We start from the raw sequence: 16,085 nt of genomic DNA on the forward strand, positions 1-16,085 counted from the left end.
AGGAGCCGCTTATGCTGTTGCTCCTCGCCGTGTTCCTGGCCGGGTCTCTTCTTCTCCCCGTCCTGGTGCGCTGGCTCGGAGCACAGGCGTTCGTGCTCGGGGCGCTCGTCCCCGCGGCGGCCTTCGTACACGCTCTCACGCAGGCCCCACAGGTGCTGGGCGGAGGCGATGCCCCGTTCGAGCTGTACCGGTGGATACCGCAGCTCGGTCTCGATCTGTCGATGCACATGGACGTGCTCGGGTGGGTGCTGACGCTGATGGTCACCGGCATCGGAGCCCTCGTGCTGCTCTACTGCCGCTGGTACTTCTACGACGACGGGCGTGAGGTCGGTCAGTTCGCCGGTGTTCTGCTCGGCTTCGCCGGAGCGATGTACGGGCTGGTCCTCACCGACGACCTGGTGATGCTCGTGATGTTCTGGGAGATCACCAGCATCCTGTCTTACCTGCTCATCGGCCACTACCGGCGACGCGCGGCCAGCCGACGTGCCGCCCTGCAGGCACTCCTGGTCACCACGCTCGGCGGGCTCGTCATGTTCGTCGGCGTGATCCTGCTCGTCGTCGACGCCGGCACGGCCAGCATCCGGCAGCTGCTCGCCCTCGCCCCGACCGGACCGATCGTCGACGTCGCGATCGTGCTGCTGCTCATCGGGGCGATCTCGAAATCGGCCCTCTTCCCGTTCCACTTCTGGCTCCCCGGCGCGATGGCGGCGCCCACGCCGGTCAGCGCCTACCTGCACGCCGCAGCGATGGTGAAGGCGGGGATCTACCTCATCGCGCGCTTCGCGTCGATCTTCGCGCTCTCGGCTCCGTGGCGTCCGATCGTCATCACGCTCGGGGTGCTCACGATGCTGCTCGGCGGCATCCAGGCGTTGCGCGAGACCGATCTCAAGCGCATCCTCGCCTTCGGCACCGTCAGTCAGCTCGGCTTCTTCGCCGTCGTGGTCGGCTACGGCACCCCGGCGGCGGGGCTCGCCGGCCTCGCCCTGGTCATCGGGCACGCCCTGTTCAAGTCGGCGCTGTTCCTCATCGTCGGCGTGATCGACCGCCAGCTCTCCACGCGCGACATCGACGAGCTGTCCGGGGTCGGGCGCCAGGCGCCGGTGATGGCGACCGCCGCGTTCATCTCGGTGGCCTCGATGATGGGCGTCGCCCCGACGATCGGCTACGTCGCCAAGGAGTCGACCCTCACCGCGCTTCTCGAGGACGCCCTGCACGGCTCGGTCTGGGGGTGGGTGGCGCTGGTCGGGGTCACGATCGGCGCGATCTTGACCGCCGCCTACGGCTGCCGGTTCCTGTGGGGTGCGTTCTGGCGCAAGAAGGATGCCGATGGCGCACACCTGCCTGAGACGCCCTGGCCCGATCCGCCGGTGGGCTTCCTGTCGGCGCCGATCGTGCTCGCCGGTCTCACGATCACCGCAGGCATCGGCGCGCCCGCCGTCGACGTCGCCCTGCAGGGCTACGCGAGGACGCTCGGCTCGGGCGAGCCCGGTCACCTGGCGCTCTGGCACGGGCTGGAGCCTGCGCTGCTGCTCTCGCTGGGCGCGATCGCCGCGGGCATCGGGATGTTCGTGCTCAGCATCCGCACCGGGTGGGACCGTCGCCGTCGCCTGATGCGCTTCACCGCCGCCGACGCGTACTACCTGGTCATGCGCGGCGTCGACCGCCTCTCGGTGCTGACCACCAGCGTCACGCAGCGCGGTTCTCTGCCGCTGTACGTCGGAACGATCTTCGTCGTGCTGCTCGCCGCCGAGGCGACCGCGCTCGCCGCCGCGATGCCCGAGCGGCTCGCCCTCTCGGCCTGGCACACACCTGTGCAGATCGTCGTCGCGCCCGTGATGGCCGTCGCGGGCATCATCGCCGTGCGTGCCCGCAAGCGCTACACCGGTGTCGTGCTCGTCTCGGTCACCGGGCTCGGCATGGTCGTGCTCTTCGCGACGAGCGGTGCGCCCGACCTCGCACTCACGCAGATCCTCGTCGAGACCGTCACGATGGTCACCTTCGCCCTGGTGCTGCGTCGGCTGCCCTCGCGCATGGGTGAGCACAACGCCTCGGTCGGTCGGATCCCGCGGGCTGTGCTCGCCGTGGGCGTGGGGGTGGTGATGGCGTTCGTGGCCGTCGTCGCCACCCAGGCGCGCATGTTCGACCCGATCTCGATCGACTTCCCGCAGCTCGCCTACGACCTCGGGCACGGCAAGAACGTCGTCAACGTCGCTCTCGTCGACCTGCGCGGGTGGGACACGATGGGCGAGCTGAGCGTGCTCGTGCTGGCCGCGACAGGTGTGGCATCCCTCGTCTTCGTCACCCACCGCGCCGACCTGCTTTCGGCCACCCGCGACCTGCCCGAGACGAAGCGCCGCTCGACCGCGCGCCGGCCCATGGTCGAGACCGACGAGGGCCTGCGCTTCCAGACCGCGGAGAACAGCGGCGCGCCCCGCGCGTGGCTGGTCAGCGGCCAGCAGATGAAGGCCGAGAACCGGTCCATCCTGCTCGAGGTGATCGTGCGGGTGCTGTTCCACACGATCATCCTCGTGTCGATCTATCTGCTCTTCGCGGGCCACAACCTCCCCGGCGGAGGTTTCGCCGGCGGCCTGGTCGCGGGAATGGCCCTCGTGATGCGCTACATCGCCGGTGGGCGGTGGGAGCTGGGCGCCGCCGCCCCGACCGACGCCGGACGACTGCTCGGCGGGGGACTCATCCTCGCGGTGGGCGCCGCCCTGCTGCCGCTGTTCTTCGGCATGGCGCCGCTGCAGAGCACGGTGTGGGAGGCGGAGGTGCCGCTGCTGGGACACCTCGAGTTCGTCAGCTCGACCGTCTTCGACGTGGGCGTCTACCTCGTCGTCATCGGCCTCGTGCTCGACGTGCTGCGCAGCCTCGGCGCCGAGGTCGACCGACAGGCTCTCGAGGTGCGCAGCAAGGGGGCGGTGACCTGATGGACGTCTCGCTCACCCTCATCGTGATCATGGGCGTGCTCTTCGCCGCCGGGGCCTACGCCATGATGGAGCGCAGCCTGACCCGCGTGCTCATCGGCTTCCTGCTGCTCGGCAACGCGACCAACCTGCTGCTGCTGATCGTGATGGGCGTGCCCGGATCTGCGCCGTTCTACGGCGAGGAGGGTCCGGTGAGCGACCCGCTGCCGCAGGCGCTCACGCTGACGGCGATCGTCATCACCTTCGCCGTCTCGGCGTTCCTGCTCGCACTCATCTACCGGTCATGGCAGCTCGGACAGGCCGACACCGTCGAGGACGACCTCGGCGACATCGCGGTCCGCGAGCGCACGGATGCGGAAGAGGATCTGTTCGACGACGAGTCCACCGCCGAGGAGGAGTCCGCGACGACCGACTTCGTCGGCGTCACCACCGCGCCGATCACCGTGCTGAACATGCGCGATCACCCCGCCATCGTCGACGATGCCCCGGTGGACGTGCCGGACGCGCCGACGCCCGGGTCCGACGCGCGCACCGCGTCGCGCATCCGGGATGACGTGGCCCCCCGGGCCGACGAGGCCCCCCGGGCCGACGAGGCTCCCCGGGCCGACGAGGCTCCCCGGGCCGACGAGGGCGAGGACAGATCATGAGCGCACTCGTCCCCCTGATCGTGATGCTGCCGCTGCTCGGCGCGGCCGTCACGCTGATCTTCGGCCGCAACCCCCGCCTGCAGGTCGTGGTGACCACCGCCACGCTCGTGGCGGTCTCGATCATCGCGGCGGTGCTGCTGGTCACGGTGGACGCCTCGGATCAGCCACTGGCCGTCTCGGTGGGCGGCTGGCCGGTGCCGTTCGGCATCATCCTCTACGTCGACCGTCTCGCTGCGCTGCTCGTGCTCATCTCGAGCATCGTGCTGCTCGCGGTGCTGCTCTTCTCGATCGGTCAGGGTGCCGCAGACGGCGACGAGGAGACGCCGATCTCGATCTTCAACCCGACCTACCTGATCCTCGCCGCCGGCATCTTCGACGCGTTCATCGCCGGTGACCTGTTCAACCTGTACGTCGGATTCGAGATCCTGCTCGTCGCCTCGTACGTGCTGATCACCCTGGGCAGCACCGAATCCCGCATCCGCACCGGAGCGGTGTACATCGTCGTCTCGCTCGTGTCGTCGATCCTCTTCCTCGCCGCGATCGCGATGATCTACGGCGCCGTGGGCACGGTGAACATGGCCCAGGTGGCCGAGCGCGTCGCCCAGCTGCCGCAGGAGACCCAGCTGGTGCTGCACCTCATCCTGCTGATCGCGTTCGGGATCAAGGCCGCCATCTTCCCCGTGTCGTTCTGGCTGCCCGACTCGTACCCGACGGCGCCCGCACCCGTCACCGCCGTGTTCGCCGGCCTGCTGACCAAGGTCGGCGTGTACGCGCTGATCCGCACCGAGACCCAGCTGTTCGCGAGCAACGACATCAACACGCTGCTGCTGATCGTCGCGCTCGCCACCATGGTGATCGGCGTGCTCGGCGCCGTGGCGCAGGCCGAGCTGAAGCGGATCCTGTCGTTCACCCTCGTCAGCCACGTCGGCTACATGATCTTCGGTCTCGCGATAGCGACGGAGGATGCCATCGGCGCCACGGTGTACTACATCGTGCACCACATCGTCGTGCAGACCACCCTGTTCCTCGCTGTCGGGCTCATCGAGCGCAAGGCGGGCAGCACGTCGATCCTGCGCGTGAGCGGGCTGATGAAGGCGGCGCCGGTGCTGGCCCTGCTGTACTTCGTGCCCGCCATCAACCTGGGCGGTCTGCCGCCGTTCTCGGGTTTCATCGGCAAGGTGGCGCTGTTCGAAGCGGCTGCGAACGTGGGCACCCCGTTGATGATCGTGCTGATCTTCGGTGGCATCCTGACATCGCTGCTCACGCTCTACGCCCTGATGCGCGCGTGGAACCTGGCGTTCTGGCGCGAGGACGACGGGGGCGTCGAGAACGACGGCCGCATCGAGTACCTCGGCAATGCCCCGGCGGCCGACGAGCAGGGTGAGACCCGCGAGATCCCCGCGATCATGACGTATGCCACGGCAGGCATGGTCTCGGTGACCGTGGCGCTGACCGTCTTCGCCGGTCCGCTCTACGCGATCTGCGACCGGATCGGCACCGGCCTGCTGCAGCCCGTGACCCTCGAGCAGATCGACGAAGGGACGGGCTGATGAAGACCGACACCCGCCGCCGGATCATCCGCGACATCCTGCTCCAGCTGCCGTTCATGATCTGGCTGGTGCTGCTGTGGATGCTGCTCTGGCAGCAGTTCACACCGCTGGCGGTCGTCACGGGCATCCTGGTCGCGGTCTTCGTCACCCGCGTCTTCCGGCTGCCCACGGTCGAGCTGGTCGGCCGCGTGAACGTCTGGCACTCCCTGGTGTTCATCGTGCGCTTCGTCGGCGCGGTGGTCACGGGGGCGATCAGCGTGACCATCCAGGTGTTCGACCTCCGGCGCCAGCCGGGAGCCGCGATCATCGCGATCCCGCTGCGCTATGCCGACGACATCCTCACCACGCATGTCGCCGTGACCGCCTCGCTCATCCCGGGGTCGCTGGTCGTGGAGAGCGACCGCGACCGACGCATCATCTACCTGCACGTCATCGGCGTGCGCACCCGCGACGAGGTCGACAGGTTCCGCGAGGGAGTGCTCCGCTGGGAGCGCCGCATCGTGCGTGCCGTGGGCACGCCCGAGCAGTACCGGGCCCTGAAGGCCGACAAGAGCGGAGGCGCACGGTGAACCCGCTGATCATGATCATCCTCGTCGTGTTCGGCATCGCGGCGATCCTCGCGGTGATCCGCATCGTTCTCGGCCCGTCCATCCTCGACCGCACCGTCGCGTCGGATGTCCTGCTCACGGAGGTGATGTGCGTGCTCGGCGCCGACATGGCGCTGAACGGCCACACGCGCAACATCCCCGTGATGCTGATCATCGCGGCGGTCGGCGTCTTCGCGTCGATCTCGGTCGCCCGCTACGTCGCACGAAGGGACAACACGACACCATGACCGTGACATCGTTCCTCGAGATCGCCGTGCCGGCGCCCGTCGCCGAGACCATCGCTCTGGTGCTCGTGCTGTTCGGCGCGATCCTCTGCCTGTCGGCCGCCGTCGGCCTGCTGCACTTCCGCGATGTGCCCAGCCGCCTGCACGCGGGCACCAAGCCCCAGGTGCTGGGCCTCGTGCTGATCTGCCTGGCGATCGCCGTCTCGCAGCGCACGATCGGGGGCATGCTGCTCGGGCTGGTGATCGTGATCCCGGTGATCCTGCTGCAGTTCGCGACCGCGCCGCTGTCGGCGCACATGGTGGGCCGGCAGGCGTACCGCAACGGCACGATCCAGGCGCACACCCTCGTCGTCGACGAGTACGCGGAGTCGAAGCAGACCCCGCCCGCCGCCGGCTGAGCCGGTCGCGCCCGCCGCCGGGCGGCTGACGCCCCGGTGCCCGCTCGGCTGAACCGTTGACGATCCGGGGGCCGACACTCCACATGTCGGACCGATCCCGGGCATCCGTCCGACATCTGGAGTGTCGGCCCCCGGGGCGTGAAGGTGACACCCGCCGCGGGGACACCCGCCGGGGCGGCACCGGGGGCGCGGCCGGAGGGGGACGGCGGACGCCGCGGAACCGGGCGGGGTCAGAGGTCGCGGATGAAGTCGCGGATCGTGTCGGCCGCGCCACCGGAGTCGCTGATCAGCGTGCCGTGGCCATGGTCGGGGATCTCGACGAACTGGGCATCCGGAACCATGTCGACGATCTCGCGGCACCAGGTCATCGGGGCGAGCGGATCGCGCTGCCCGCGCACGACGAGCACCGGCACACCCACCCGCGGATACGCGTTCTCGGGTCGGTGCACGATCGTCGCCTTCATCTTGCGCAGCAGATGCGGTCCGCCGCGCAGGTACTCGCGCGCTCCTCGCCACAGCACTTCGGGACGCTCGTGCAGCAGGTCCCACAGCAGATATCCGGCTTGAGCCCGGATGCTGCGCGACGCGCTGTTCACCGTCGGGCCGGCGAGCACGAGCGCAGAGACGACATCCGGATGGCGCACCGCGATCTCGGCGGCGATCTGGCTGCCCATCGAATGCCCCATGATCACCGCGTCGTCGATGCGGCGGCTGCGCAGGTACGCGGCGACGAGATCGGCGTGACGCTCCATGGTGAGCGTGCGTGCGGGTTCGGGCGCCTCGCCGAAACCCGGCAGGTCGAGACCGATGATCCGACCCCCGAGGCGCGAAGTGAGGTCGAGGTACACGCTGCGGCCCATGCCGATGCCGTGCACCAGCACGACCGGCCGGCGTCCGCAGCGGAAGTCCTCGTGCACCAGCGTCGCGCCGGCGTGGGTGAACTCGCCGATGTCGGCAACGGTGCCCTCGGGTGCGAGCAGGCGTTCGGGCATCCCTCTACGGTACCCGGCCGCGGATGGGCGTCACCCGACCGACATCCCCCTTCGTCACCCGGCCGGGGCGGACGTCACCCGACCGACATCCCGGTGCGCTACCCGGCGGGGGTGAGCACCAGCCGGTCGACGGTCGCCTTCTGCACCGCCTTCGTCGAGAACGCCCACGGCTTCTGGATGCCCTTGGCCCAGTCTCCGGTCTGGTCGGTGTAGTGGGAGTTGAACGCGTGACCGCTCGCGCCGGTGAGGTGGTTCCAGGTCGACGAGTCGAAGTCGTCGAGGTCGATGACCATGCGCATCGACGGCACGGTGACCGTCGCGTACGACTCGCCCAGCCGCCAGCCGGTGGCGTTCACCACCGAGGCGCCGCCGCCGACCGGGTAGGGGCCGCGGTTGAAGAGCATCTCGACCGGGGCGATGCCCGAGGCGCCGAGGGTCGAATGGGTCAGCGAGAGCGCGTGCAGGTCGCCCCAGCGCCACGCGGTCACGTCCTCGCCCTGCAGCTCTGCGAGCTCGTCGTAGGCCTGATCAGCAGACAGTGCGAGCATCGACTCCATGTCGTCGACGCCGAGGCGCGCGTTCTGCCACAGCGGATCCGCCGGATCCTCGAGCATCTGGCCCACGACGGTGAACAGGCGCCCCTGGTCGCCGACCGGCATCGAGACCTCGCGGTCGATGAACAGGTTGTGCACGAGGTTCGACCAGAGCACGTTCGCGTAGGCCGCGGCGGGGGAGTCGGGGGCGTTCTGCACGTCCCACGTGCGCAGCAGGTCGACGGCGGCCTTCGGCCCCGTGCGCTCGACCGGCACTGCATCCATTGCGGCGGCGAGCTGCTTGCCGATCCACATCTCGTCGTCCATCTGGATGTCGCGCATGTCCTGCGCGGTGAGCGGGGCGGCCGCGGCGCGGCGCTCGATCAGGTGCGCGATGCGCGCGGCGCGGTACCCGTAGTCCCAGTCCTTCGAGAGGAAGTAGTCGTAGTCGTCGCCGACGATCGCATTGTTGGCCGTGACGATGTAGCCCTCGCGCGGGTTGTACGACACGGGCAGCTCGTCGAACGGGATGAAGCCCTGCCAGTCGTAGCTGCTGTCCCACCCCGGCTGCGGCAGGGTGCCGTCGCCGGCGCCGCGGACCGGCAGCCGCCCCGGCGCCTGGTATCCGATGTTGCCCTCGAGATCGGCGTAGATCAGATTCTGTGCGGGCACGTCGAAAAGGGATGCGGCGCGGCGGAAGCCCTCGAAATCCTCCGCCATGTTCATCGCGAAGAGGGCGCTGGAGGTGGTGCCGGGGTCGAGGGCCGTCCATCGCAGGCTGACGGCGGTGTCGCCGGACGGGATCTCGGGTGCGCCCGCGAGCGGCAGCGCAGCGTCCGCGTCGCCGACCACGGGGTCCTCGCTGATGGCGGTGAAGTCGTCTGCGAGGCCGGAGATGATCGGACCGTGGGCGGTGCGCCGGATGGTCAGCGGCACGTCGTCGCCGCCGGCGACCTTGATGACATCCTTCTCGATCTCGAGCGGGACGAGGGCGCCGTCACGCCAGTACGAGTCGCCGTCGATCTTCTCGACGTACAGATCGGCGACATCGGTGGTGAGGTTCGTGAACCCCCACGCGATCTTCGCGTTGTGCCCGATCACCACGCCCGGCATCCCCGAGAACGAGAACCCGCCGACGTCGAACGGGCAGGCCTCGCTCACCTTCCGGCACTTCAGCTGCACCTGATACCAGACCGACGGCAGCGCCGCGCCCAGGTGCGGATCGTTGGCCAGCAGCGGCATCCCGCTCTCGGTCAGATCGCCGGACACGACCCACGAGTTCGACCCGATGCCCTCGCCCGCACCGCCGAGCAGCATGCTCGCCGCCTCGATGACGCTGTCGGCCTCACGCCATTCGACGGTGCGCAGCGCGTCGGTGATCTCGGCGTCGCCGCTCCCGGAGAACGACGCAGGGGTGGCGTCGGTCGTGACAGGGTCGACGGGCGAGATCTCGGGCACGATGACCGGGTTCTTCTCGAACGGGTACTCGGGGTAGATCCGCTGGATCAGCCCGCCGGTCTGCTCGGTCGTCTCACCGGCATCGACGAGCCGCGCCGCGAGCAGGGCCCGGTCGGTCTCGTCCTCGATGTTGGTGCGCAGGTCCCAGGCCATCGCCTTCAACCATGCGACGGAATCGGCCGGCTCCCAGGGCTCGGGCTCGTAGTCGGGGTTCTGCATGCCGAGAACGGCATATTCCAGCGAGAGCTCGGCACCCGACCGCGACGACAGGTATGCGTTCACGCCGTCGGCGTACGCCTGGTAGTAGCCGAGGGTCGTCTCGTCGAGCGCCTCGACCTCCTGCTCGGCGACCGTGCGCCAGCCGAGCGTCCGCAGGAACTTGTCGGTGCCGACCTGCGAGGCGCCGAACATCTCCGCCACGCGGCCCGAGGTGACGTGCCGGCGGAAGTCCATCTCGAAGAAGCGGTCCTGTGCGTGCACGAAGCCCTGGGTGAACAGCAGATCCTCGGCGGTGGAGGCGGTGATGGTCGGGATGCCGCGGTCGTCCCGCTGCACGGTCACCGACTTCTCCAGACCTTTCAGCGCCAGCTCTCCCGACGTCTGCGGGAAGGATCGCTGGATCGTCCAGGTGAGGAAGAATGCGGCGGCGACGGCGATCACCACGAGGGCGGCGACGACGAGGAACGCGATTCTTCCGATGCGGGCGGCAAGGCTGCGGGGTCGCCTCGCAGCGGGGATATCAGTCGTCATCGGCGGAAGGTCCTCAAGGGTAGGTGGGACTGCGTGTCACGTAGTCCGAGTGCGCGTCTCGGGAAAGCGCGCGCCCTGGCATACTACCCATTCACCGAACGAGATCACATGAGCTTCGTCGACTCCAGGGCCGCCAGCATCTTCTGATTGCTGCGGATGAACGGGCGTCGCAGCACCAGGCCCAGCAGCAGGGCGGGAACGGCGAACGCGAGCAGGCAGCCGAGCGACACCCAGTAGTCGTTCTGGTAGATGCCGGCGATCGCCGAGCGCATGGCGTTCACCGCGTGCGTGGCCGGCAGGAACGGGCTGATGCTCTGGAACCACGGCGGCAGCACCTGCAGCGGGTACGCGCCGCCCGATCCCGAGATCTGCATCACCAGCAGAAGCACTGCCAGCGCTTTGCCGGCGTTGCCGAAGGTGACGACGAGCGTGTAGATGATCAGCGTGAACACCAGCGACGCGACCCACCCGGCGAGGATCAGCAGGAGCGGATGCCGCGGCTGCACCTGCGTGAACAGCACGCTGCCGAGACCGAGCAGCGAGCTCTGCAGGAATCCGACGACGGCGAAGATGCCGAACCGGCCGAGGTAGGTCTCGGTGGGGGAGAGGTCGGGCAGTCCCGTCCTGCCGCCGCGCGGCGGGTCGACGCGGATCGCGACCGAGGTCAGCAGCGCACCGACCCACAGGGCGAGCACGGTGTACAGCGGCGTCATCGCGGCGCCGAAGCTGACCACCGAGTACACCGGCACGCGGGTGAGCTCGACGGGCTCGGCGAGATGCGTCGCGAGCGCGTGGGGATCGGCGCCGATCAGCTCGGTCAGCTCGGTCAGATCGCCGGTGTCGCGAGCGGTCGCGAGCGCCGAGGCGAGCTCGTCGAACCTGGCCGCGGTCTCGGTGAGCGAGTCGGAGATGCCGGCGGTGAGCGCCTCGGCGTCGGACAGCGCCGAACCCGTCGACGAAGAGCCGGTGAGCGAGCCGGCGGCGCTCGACAGGTCGCTGCCGATCGTGTCGACGCCGGTGCTGATGCGCGCGAGCGTCGATGCGAGGGCGTCGAGCTTCGGGCGCAGGCTGTCGGTGTACGAGCGGCGCGCGTCGTCGACCGCGGACTTCGCCTGAGCGGTGAGCTGCTCGATCTCGGCGCGGGTGCTCTGGCTCGCGGTGCCGGCGATCGTGATCTGCGTCGCGGCCTCGTCGAGGCGCTCGCGCAGCGCCGTCTGCCGCGCGACGGCCGCGTCGATGGCCGACACCGATGCGTCGAACGCGTCGAGCGCGGTCTCAGGCAGCAGCGGCCGCACGTCCCGCACGAGTCCGTCGCGCAGCGTCTGCAGCTGATCGACCTGCGTCTGCACCCGGTCCGCGAGTGCGGCGATCGTGCGAGCGGCGCTCGCCGACTGCGCATCCATGGTGGCGAACACCTGCTCGATGCTCTCCGACACCGACTCGTAGCTGTCGGATGTGCCCTTCAGCGCCGCGTCGAGCGACGAGGTGGTCGACGACAGGGCGTCCTTCAGCGAGCCGGCGGCGTCCTTCCCGCCGCCGAACGCCCCGCGGGCGTCGCGCAGCGCGTCGCCGGAGGCGCTCACCAGGCCCGAGGCGCTGTCGACCAGTGGTCTGCTCGACGAGATGAGCGACGTGAACATGTCGGCGGTCCCTGCCCCTGCGCGCAGCTGCGCGGCGACCGATTCGACTCGCGCCTGCAGCCTCGACAGCGCCGCCTGGGTGTCGGCGTCGTCGAGGTAGTTCGACAGGGAGGTGATGATGTTCAGCCCGGCTTCGCTGAGCGTCTCGGTGAACACCTCGTTGATGCTCTTCGTGACTTCGCTGGCGCCCTGCCCGGTGATCTTCGGGGCGAGCGCGTTCTTCTTGTCGTTGAGGTAGTAGTCGATGCGGGTGCGATCGCCGTTGTTCGCGTAGAACGTCATCATGTCGGCGCTGAAGGTCGTGGGCAGCACGATCGCCGCGTAGTACTCGCCCGACCGGGTGCCGTCGATCGCGTCGTGCTTCGAGGTGATGACCCAGTTCAGGTCGTCGTTGGCGCGCAGCGCCGACACGACCTGTTCGCCGACGTTGATGCGCAGCGGCATGAGATCGCTCTGATAGCCGTCGTCGGTGTTCGCCACCGCGACGGTGAGGTTGCGGGTGTTCTCGAACGGGTTCCAGCTCGCGATCACGTTGAACCAGGTGAACAGCGACGGGATCACGACGAGCCCGAAGAGGACGATGACGGCCATCACGCTGCTCATCGCCCGTCGCAGGTCGTGCCGCATGACGGCGAGGACGTTGCTCACTTGTCGTCCTCCATCGGGTCGGGCCGGTCGGGTTGGTCAGACTGGTCGGGTTGATCCGGCTCATCGGGTTGGTCGGACTGGTGGGGTTGGTCAGACTGGTCGGGTCCGTCGGAGGCGCGCCCGTCGGGCGTCTGTTCCGGATGCCGGCCGGCCGGCCGGCCGAGATCGCTCGCGTCATCGGCATCCGGTGTCTGCGGCGCCTCGTCGGCGAACAGCTCGTCGAGGGCGACCGTGTCGTCGTCGGCGCCGGTCTCGTCGATGCTCCGCTGGTCGGGCTGGGCGTCGGGTCGGGCATCCGGATGCTCGAGCACCGCCGTGCGCGCCGACGTCGCGGCGTCACCGCCGGCAGACGTCGCCGCCGCGGCGGCATCGGCGGAGACGGCGGGACCCACGGAAGGAGTCGCGTCGGCACCCGGGTCTGCGAGCAGCTCGCGCTGTGCGGAGTTCTCGACGGCGAGGGCGCGGCGCAGCTCGGCATCCGGCATCTCGCTCACCTCGGCGGCCTGCTCGATGCTCTGCCTGATGTATTCGAGCGAGACGACGAAGCCGATCAGCAGCAGGCACCAGAGCGCGCCGAGACCGAGCACGACCGCCTTGGCTCCGGGGATCAGCCATCCGCACAGCGCGAGCACGGCGACCCCCGCGGCGCCGACGAGCAGCGTGAGGCGCAGGCGCGTCGCGTAGCGCTCGCCGAAACGCTGGGTGCGGCGCGCGACGTCGGCACGGAATCCGTCGCCGTCGGTCAGCGCGCGGATGATCTCGGGGGTGCGCCGGCGCGCGGTGATCTGCACGTCTTCGCTGACCATCAGCTCGGTCTCGGCCAGTCGCCGGTTGAACAGACGGGTGAAGCTGCCCAGGCGTCCGCGCAGAAGCAGCCCGAGCACCCAGGCCAGCGCGACGAAGATCGCCAGCATGCCCATGAAGCCCCACCAGTGCGCGCCGTAGAAGCCGCTGATGGTCTCGCGCATGGCGTCGATGCCGTAGGTGAACGGCAGGAAGGGATACAGCCCGCGGAAGAAGGCCGGCATCATCTCGATCGGGTACAGCCCCGAGGCCCCCGGGATCTGGACGATCACCAGCAGGATGCACAGACCCTTGCCGACGATCCCGAAGCACACTGACAACGCGTAGATGATGCTGAGGTATGCGAGCCCGATCAGCACCCCGGTGCCGACGTACGCGAGCGCGTTCGCCGTCTGCACTCCGATCACGAGATTGCCGACCGTCACGAGCACGGCTTGGAACACGGCGATCGTGGCGAACAGCAGCCAGCGACCGACGTACGCCTGGCGCACCGTGATGCCCTCGACGCCCTCGGTGTCGACCTCGACCCGGAAGATCACCATCAGCACGAACGCCCCGATCCAGAGCGAGAGGTTGGTGAACAGCGCCGCCATGGCCGAGCCGTAGGCCGCGGTGGGGAACATCGTCTTCGTGTTCACCTCGACGGGCGATGCCATGAACCGCGCGATCTCGTCGGGCTCGAGCCCGCTGACGGCGCCGAGCCGGTTCCAGATCTCGGCCGATCCGAGCGCGAGCACGTCGGTGCGCACAGTGCCGAGTGCGGTCTCGGCGGTGCCCAGGTCGCCGTCGAACGCGGCGAGAGCGTCGGCCGTGCCGGCGAGCTGCGTCTTCAGGCCACCGAGCAGGCTCTGTGCCTGAGCGACCTGGGTGCGCTGAGCGCCGAGCGCCGACGAGAACGCGTCGGCGCTCGCCGCGAGCTGCGACATCGCCCGATTCAGCTGCGGAACACTCTGCGTGAGCGCGTCGCGGATGGCGGAGGCCGAGGTCGCCGCCTGGTCGACGGCGCCGTTTACGCTGCCGGCCGCGCCCGTGACGGCGTCGATCGTGCTCGACACGTCGGCGGTCAGCGCGGTGAGGTCGGCGAGCACCTGCTGGTCGGCGGCGTTGCGCTGCTGCAGCGCGTCGATCGCCGCGCTGAGGCGCTGCGCCGCAGCGGAGCCGGATTCGGTGCGATCGAGCGCGGCCTGCAGCTCGTCGAGCGCGGCCGCGTTGCTCGCGATCACGGCCTTCAGATCGTCTGCGGTGGTGCCGACTGCGGCGTTCGCTTGCTGCAGGCCGGATGCCAGGGTCGCGATCGCGCCGTTCATCCGCGCGGCCGCATCGGCGATGAGGGTCGACCCCGAGACGTATGCGGATGTGACGCTGTCGGTGACGGTGAGCAGCTCCTGCTGCGCCTCACCTGCGATCTGCTGTGCCTGCGCGACGGCGGCCTGCACGTCGCCGAGGGTGCGGTCGACCGTGCTGAGCGTGCGGGATGCCCGGTCTATGCCGTTTGCGGCATCCATCAGCCCTGTCTGCAGTTCGGTGAGACGGTCGCGTGCGGACGAGACGGTCACGGCTGCCTCGTCGAGCGCCCCGACGGTGGAGTCGCGGGCGTCGGTGAGGCGGTCTTCGGCATCCAGCCCGGCGTCCTTCAGCTGCTCGCTGACAGCTTCGGCGACCGTCGAGACGAAAGTGCTGTTGATCTGATCGTCGAGGGTCGATGCACCGACATCGGTGATCTTCGGCGCGATCGCGCTGGCCTTCTCGTTGACGTAGTACTTCAGCTCGGGCCGGGTGAAGTCGCCCGTGGTGATGCTGACGAAGTCGCGGCTGAAGTCGGGTGGGATGATGATCGCCGCGTAGCTGCGCCCGCTGCGCACGGCATCCATCGCCTCGTCCTCGCCGACGAACTCCCAGCCCAGCTGATCGTTCTGCTTCAGCTGATCGACCAGCTCGCCGCCGATGTCGATGCGCCCCGTCAGCTCGGACGAGGCACCTGCGTCCTGGTCGACGATCGCGACACTGACCTGCTGGGTGTTCGAATACGGATCCCAGAACGCGACGATGTTGAACCATGCGTACAGCGAGGGCGTGACGATGACGCCGATGATGATGATCCATGCCTTGCTGACGCGTGCCAGTCGGCCGAGGTCGCGACGGTAGACGCTCCACGCGGTGGGCCTGGCTGCGGGGGCCGGTCCGCTCACGCGGCGATCTCCGTGATGTCGGGGTGAGCGGCGAGCAGCCGGTCGGTCTCGCGCCAGGAGAGGCCCGCGATGCTGAGCACCGTGCGGACGGCGAGGTCGGCGGCGCTGCTGCTGGAGGCGTCGGTGCGTGCGAGGACGGTGCGCGCGACCTCTTCGATCAGGCGGGAGAGGGTGGGGGCCGTGAGATCGGCGCGGAAGCTTCCGTCGTCCTGCCCGTGCCGCACGAGCTGCGCGACGGCGCGGCGCAGCGGCGCGAGGGCGATGGCGGTGTGCTCGACGTGATCCTCGTCGAGGGCGAGGGCGGCGGCGAATTGCACATGTGCGGCCTCCTGCCACAGCCGGGCCGCAAGCCGTGCGAGGGCGAGGCGCGCGTCGGCGTCGGTGATCGACTCGGCGATGGCGTTGAAGCGCTGTGCGCCGGTGCTGATCAGCTCGCGGATCAGCGCGTCACGGTCGTCGAAGTGACCGTACAGTGTGCGTCTGCTCAACCCTGCGCTGCGTGCGATGACGTCGACGCTGGCACGCGGATCGAGCGCGAGGGCGCTGCGTGCGGCATCGAGGATGCCGGCGCGGTTGGCGCGCGCATCGGAGCGAGGTGAGCGGGTCATGCATCCAGGATACGTATGTTGCACAGTCGTGTGCAACATAGTTCGGTGAACTCTCAGTGACGCGGATGCATAACGGGGGCCGACACGCCAGATGTCGGACGTTTTCGCA

Annotated in this window: 11 protein-coding genes; 6 read left to right on the forward strand and 5 right to left on the reverse strand. The window is 69.3% G+C overall.

The window, feature by feature from the left end; genetic code table 11:
* Positions 1–11: 11 nt before the first annotated feature.
* The 6 genes from AB0O65_RS00060 to mnhG are packed head-to-tail and all read left to right on the forward strand — an operon-like array spanning position 12 to position 6,354.
* Complete coding sequence (locus AB0O65_RS00060) at positions 12–2,930, forward strand: Na+/H+ antiporter subunit A (protein ID WP_363381939.1); 2,919 nt, start codon at positions 12–14, stop codon at positions 2,928–2,930.
* Positions 2,930–3,574 (forward strand): Na(+)/H(+) antiporter subunit C, encoded by a 645-nt coding sequence (locus AB0O65_RS00065; protein WP_363381941.1) that lies wholly within the window; start codon positions 2,930–2,932, stop codon positions 3,572–3,574. Before AB0O65_RS00060 ends, AB0O65_RS00065 begins: the two co-directional genes overlap by 1 nt.
* Positions 3,571–5,124 carry a Na+/H+ antiporter subunit D gene (locus AB0O65_RS00070; RefSeq protein WP_071641073.1) on the forward strand — a complete coding sequence of 518 codons (1,554 nt, stop codon included), beginning with the start codon at positions 3,571–3,573 and terminating at the stop codon, positions 5,122–5,124. The genes AB0O65_RS00065 and AB0O65_RS00070 overlap by 4 nt, the downstream gene beginning before the upstream one ends.
* A complete protein-coding gene (locus tag AB0O65_RS00075; protein ID WP_191712388.1) occupies positions 5,124–5,693 on the forward strand; it encodes a Na+/H+ antiporter subunit E in 570 nt (189 codons plus the stop codon). The genes AB0O65_RS00070 and AB0O65_RS00075 overlap by 1 nt, the downstream gene beginning before the upstream one ends.
* Positions 5,690–5,959: a monovalent cation/H+ antiporter complex subunit F gene (locus AB0O65_RS00080; protein ID WP_071641077.1), complete on the forward strand. Its 270-nt coding sequence runs from the start codon at positions 5,690–5,692 to the stop codon at positions 5,957–5,959. The genes AB0O65_RS00075 and AB0O65_RS00080 overlap by 4 nt, the downstream gene beginning before the upstream one ends.
* Positions 5,956–6,354 (forward strand): monovalent cation/H(+) antiporter subunit G, encoded by a 399-nt coding sequence (mnhG, locus tag AB0O65_RS00085; protein ID WP_191712387.1) that lies wholly within the window; start codon positions 5,956–5,958, stop codon positions 6,352–6,354. Before AB0O65_RS00080 ends, mnhG begins: the two co-directional genes overlap by 4 nt.
* Positions 6,355–6,584: 230 nt before the next feature.
* Here mnhG and AB0O65_RS00090 read toward each other — a convergent pair whose 3' ends face one another.
* The 5 genes from AB0O65_RS00090 to AB0O65_RS00110 all read right to left on the reverse strand — a co-directional run bounded on the left by AB0O65_RS00090 (position 6,585) and on the right by AB0O65_RS00110 (position 15,976).
* Positions 6,585–7,346, reverse strand: a complete 762-nt coding sequence (locus tag AB0O65_RS00090) for an alpha/beta hydrolase (protein WP_363381947.1) — start codon at positions 7,344–7,346, stop codon at positions 6,585–6,587.
* Positions 7,347–7,444: 98 nt separating this feature from the next.
* Positions 7,445–10,087: a penicillin acylase family protein gene (locus AB0O65_RS00095; RefSeq protein ID WP_363381950.1), complete on the reverse strand. Its 2,643-nt coding sequence runs from the start codon at positions 10,085–10,087 to the stop codon at positions 7,445–7,447.
* A 104-nt stretch (positions 10,088–10,191) separates the two neighbouring features.
* Positions 10,192–12,375: a YhgE/Pip domain-containing protein gene (locus tag AB0O65_RS00100; RefSeq protein WP_363381953.1), complete on the reverse strand. Its 2,184-nt coding sequence runs from the start codon at positions 12,373–12,375 to the stop codon at positions 10,192–10,194.
* Complete coding sequence (locus AB0O65_RS00105) at positions 12,372–15,368, reverse strand: YhgE/Pip family protein (RefSeq protein ID WP_363381955.1); 2,997 nt, start codon at positions 15,366–15,368, stop codon at positions 12,372–12,374. Before AB0O65_RS00105 ends, AB0O65_RS00100 begins: the two co-directional genes overlap by 4 nt.
* Positions 15,365–15,976 (reverse strand): helix-turn-helix domain-containing protein, encoded by a 612-nt coding sequence (locus AB0O65_RS00110; protein WP_363381958.1) that lies wholly within the window; start codon positions 15,974–15,976, stop codon positions 15,365–15,367. Before AB0O65_RS00110 ends, AB0O65_RS00105 begins: the two co-directional genes overlap by 4 nt.
* Between the last annotated feature and the right edge of the window lie 109 nt (positions 15,977–16,085).

This window comes from Microbacterium sp. NPDC077391 (assembly GCF_040686955.1).
GTDB lineage: Bacteria > Actinomycetota > Actinomycetes > Actinomycetales > Microbacteriaceae > Microbacterium > Microbacterium commune.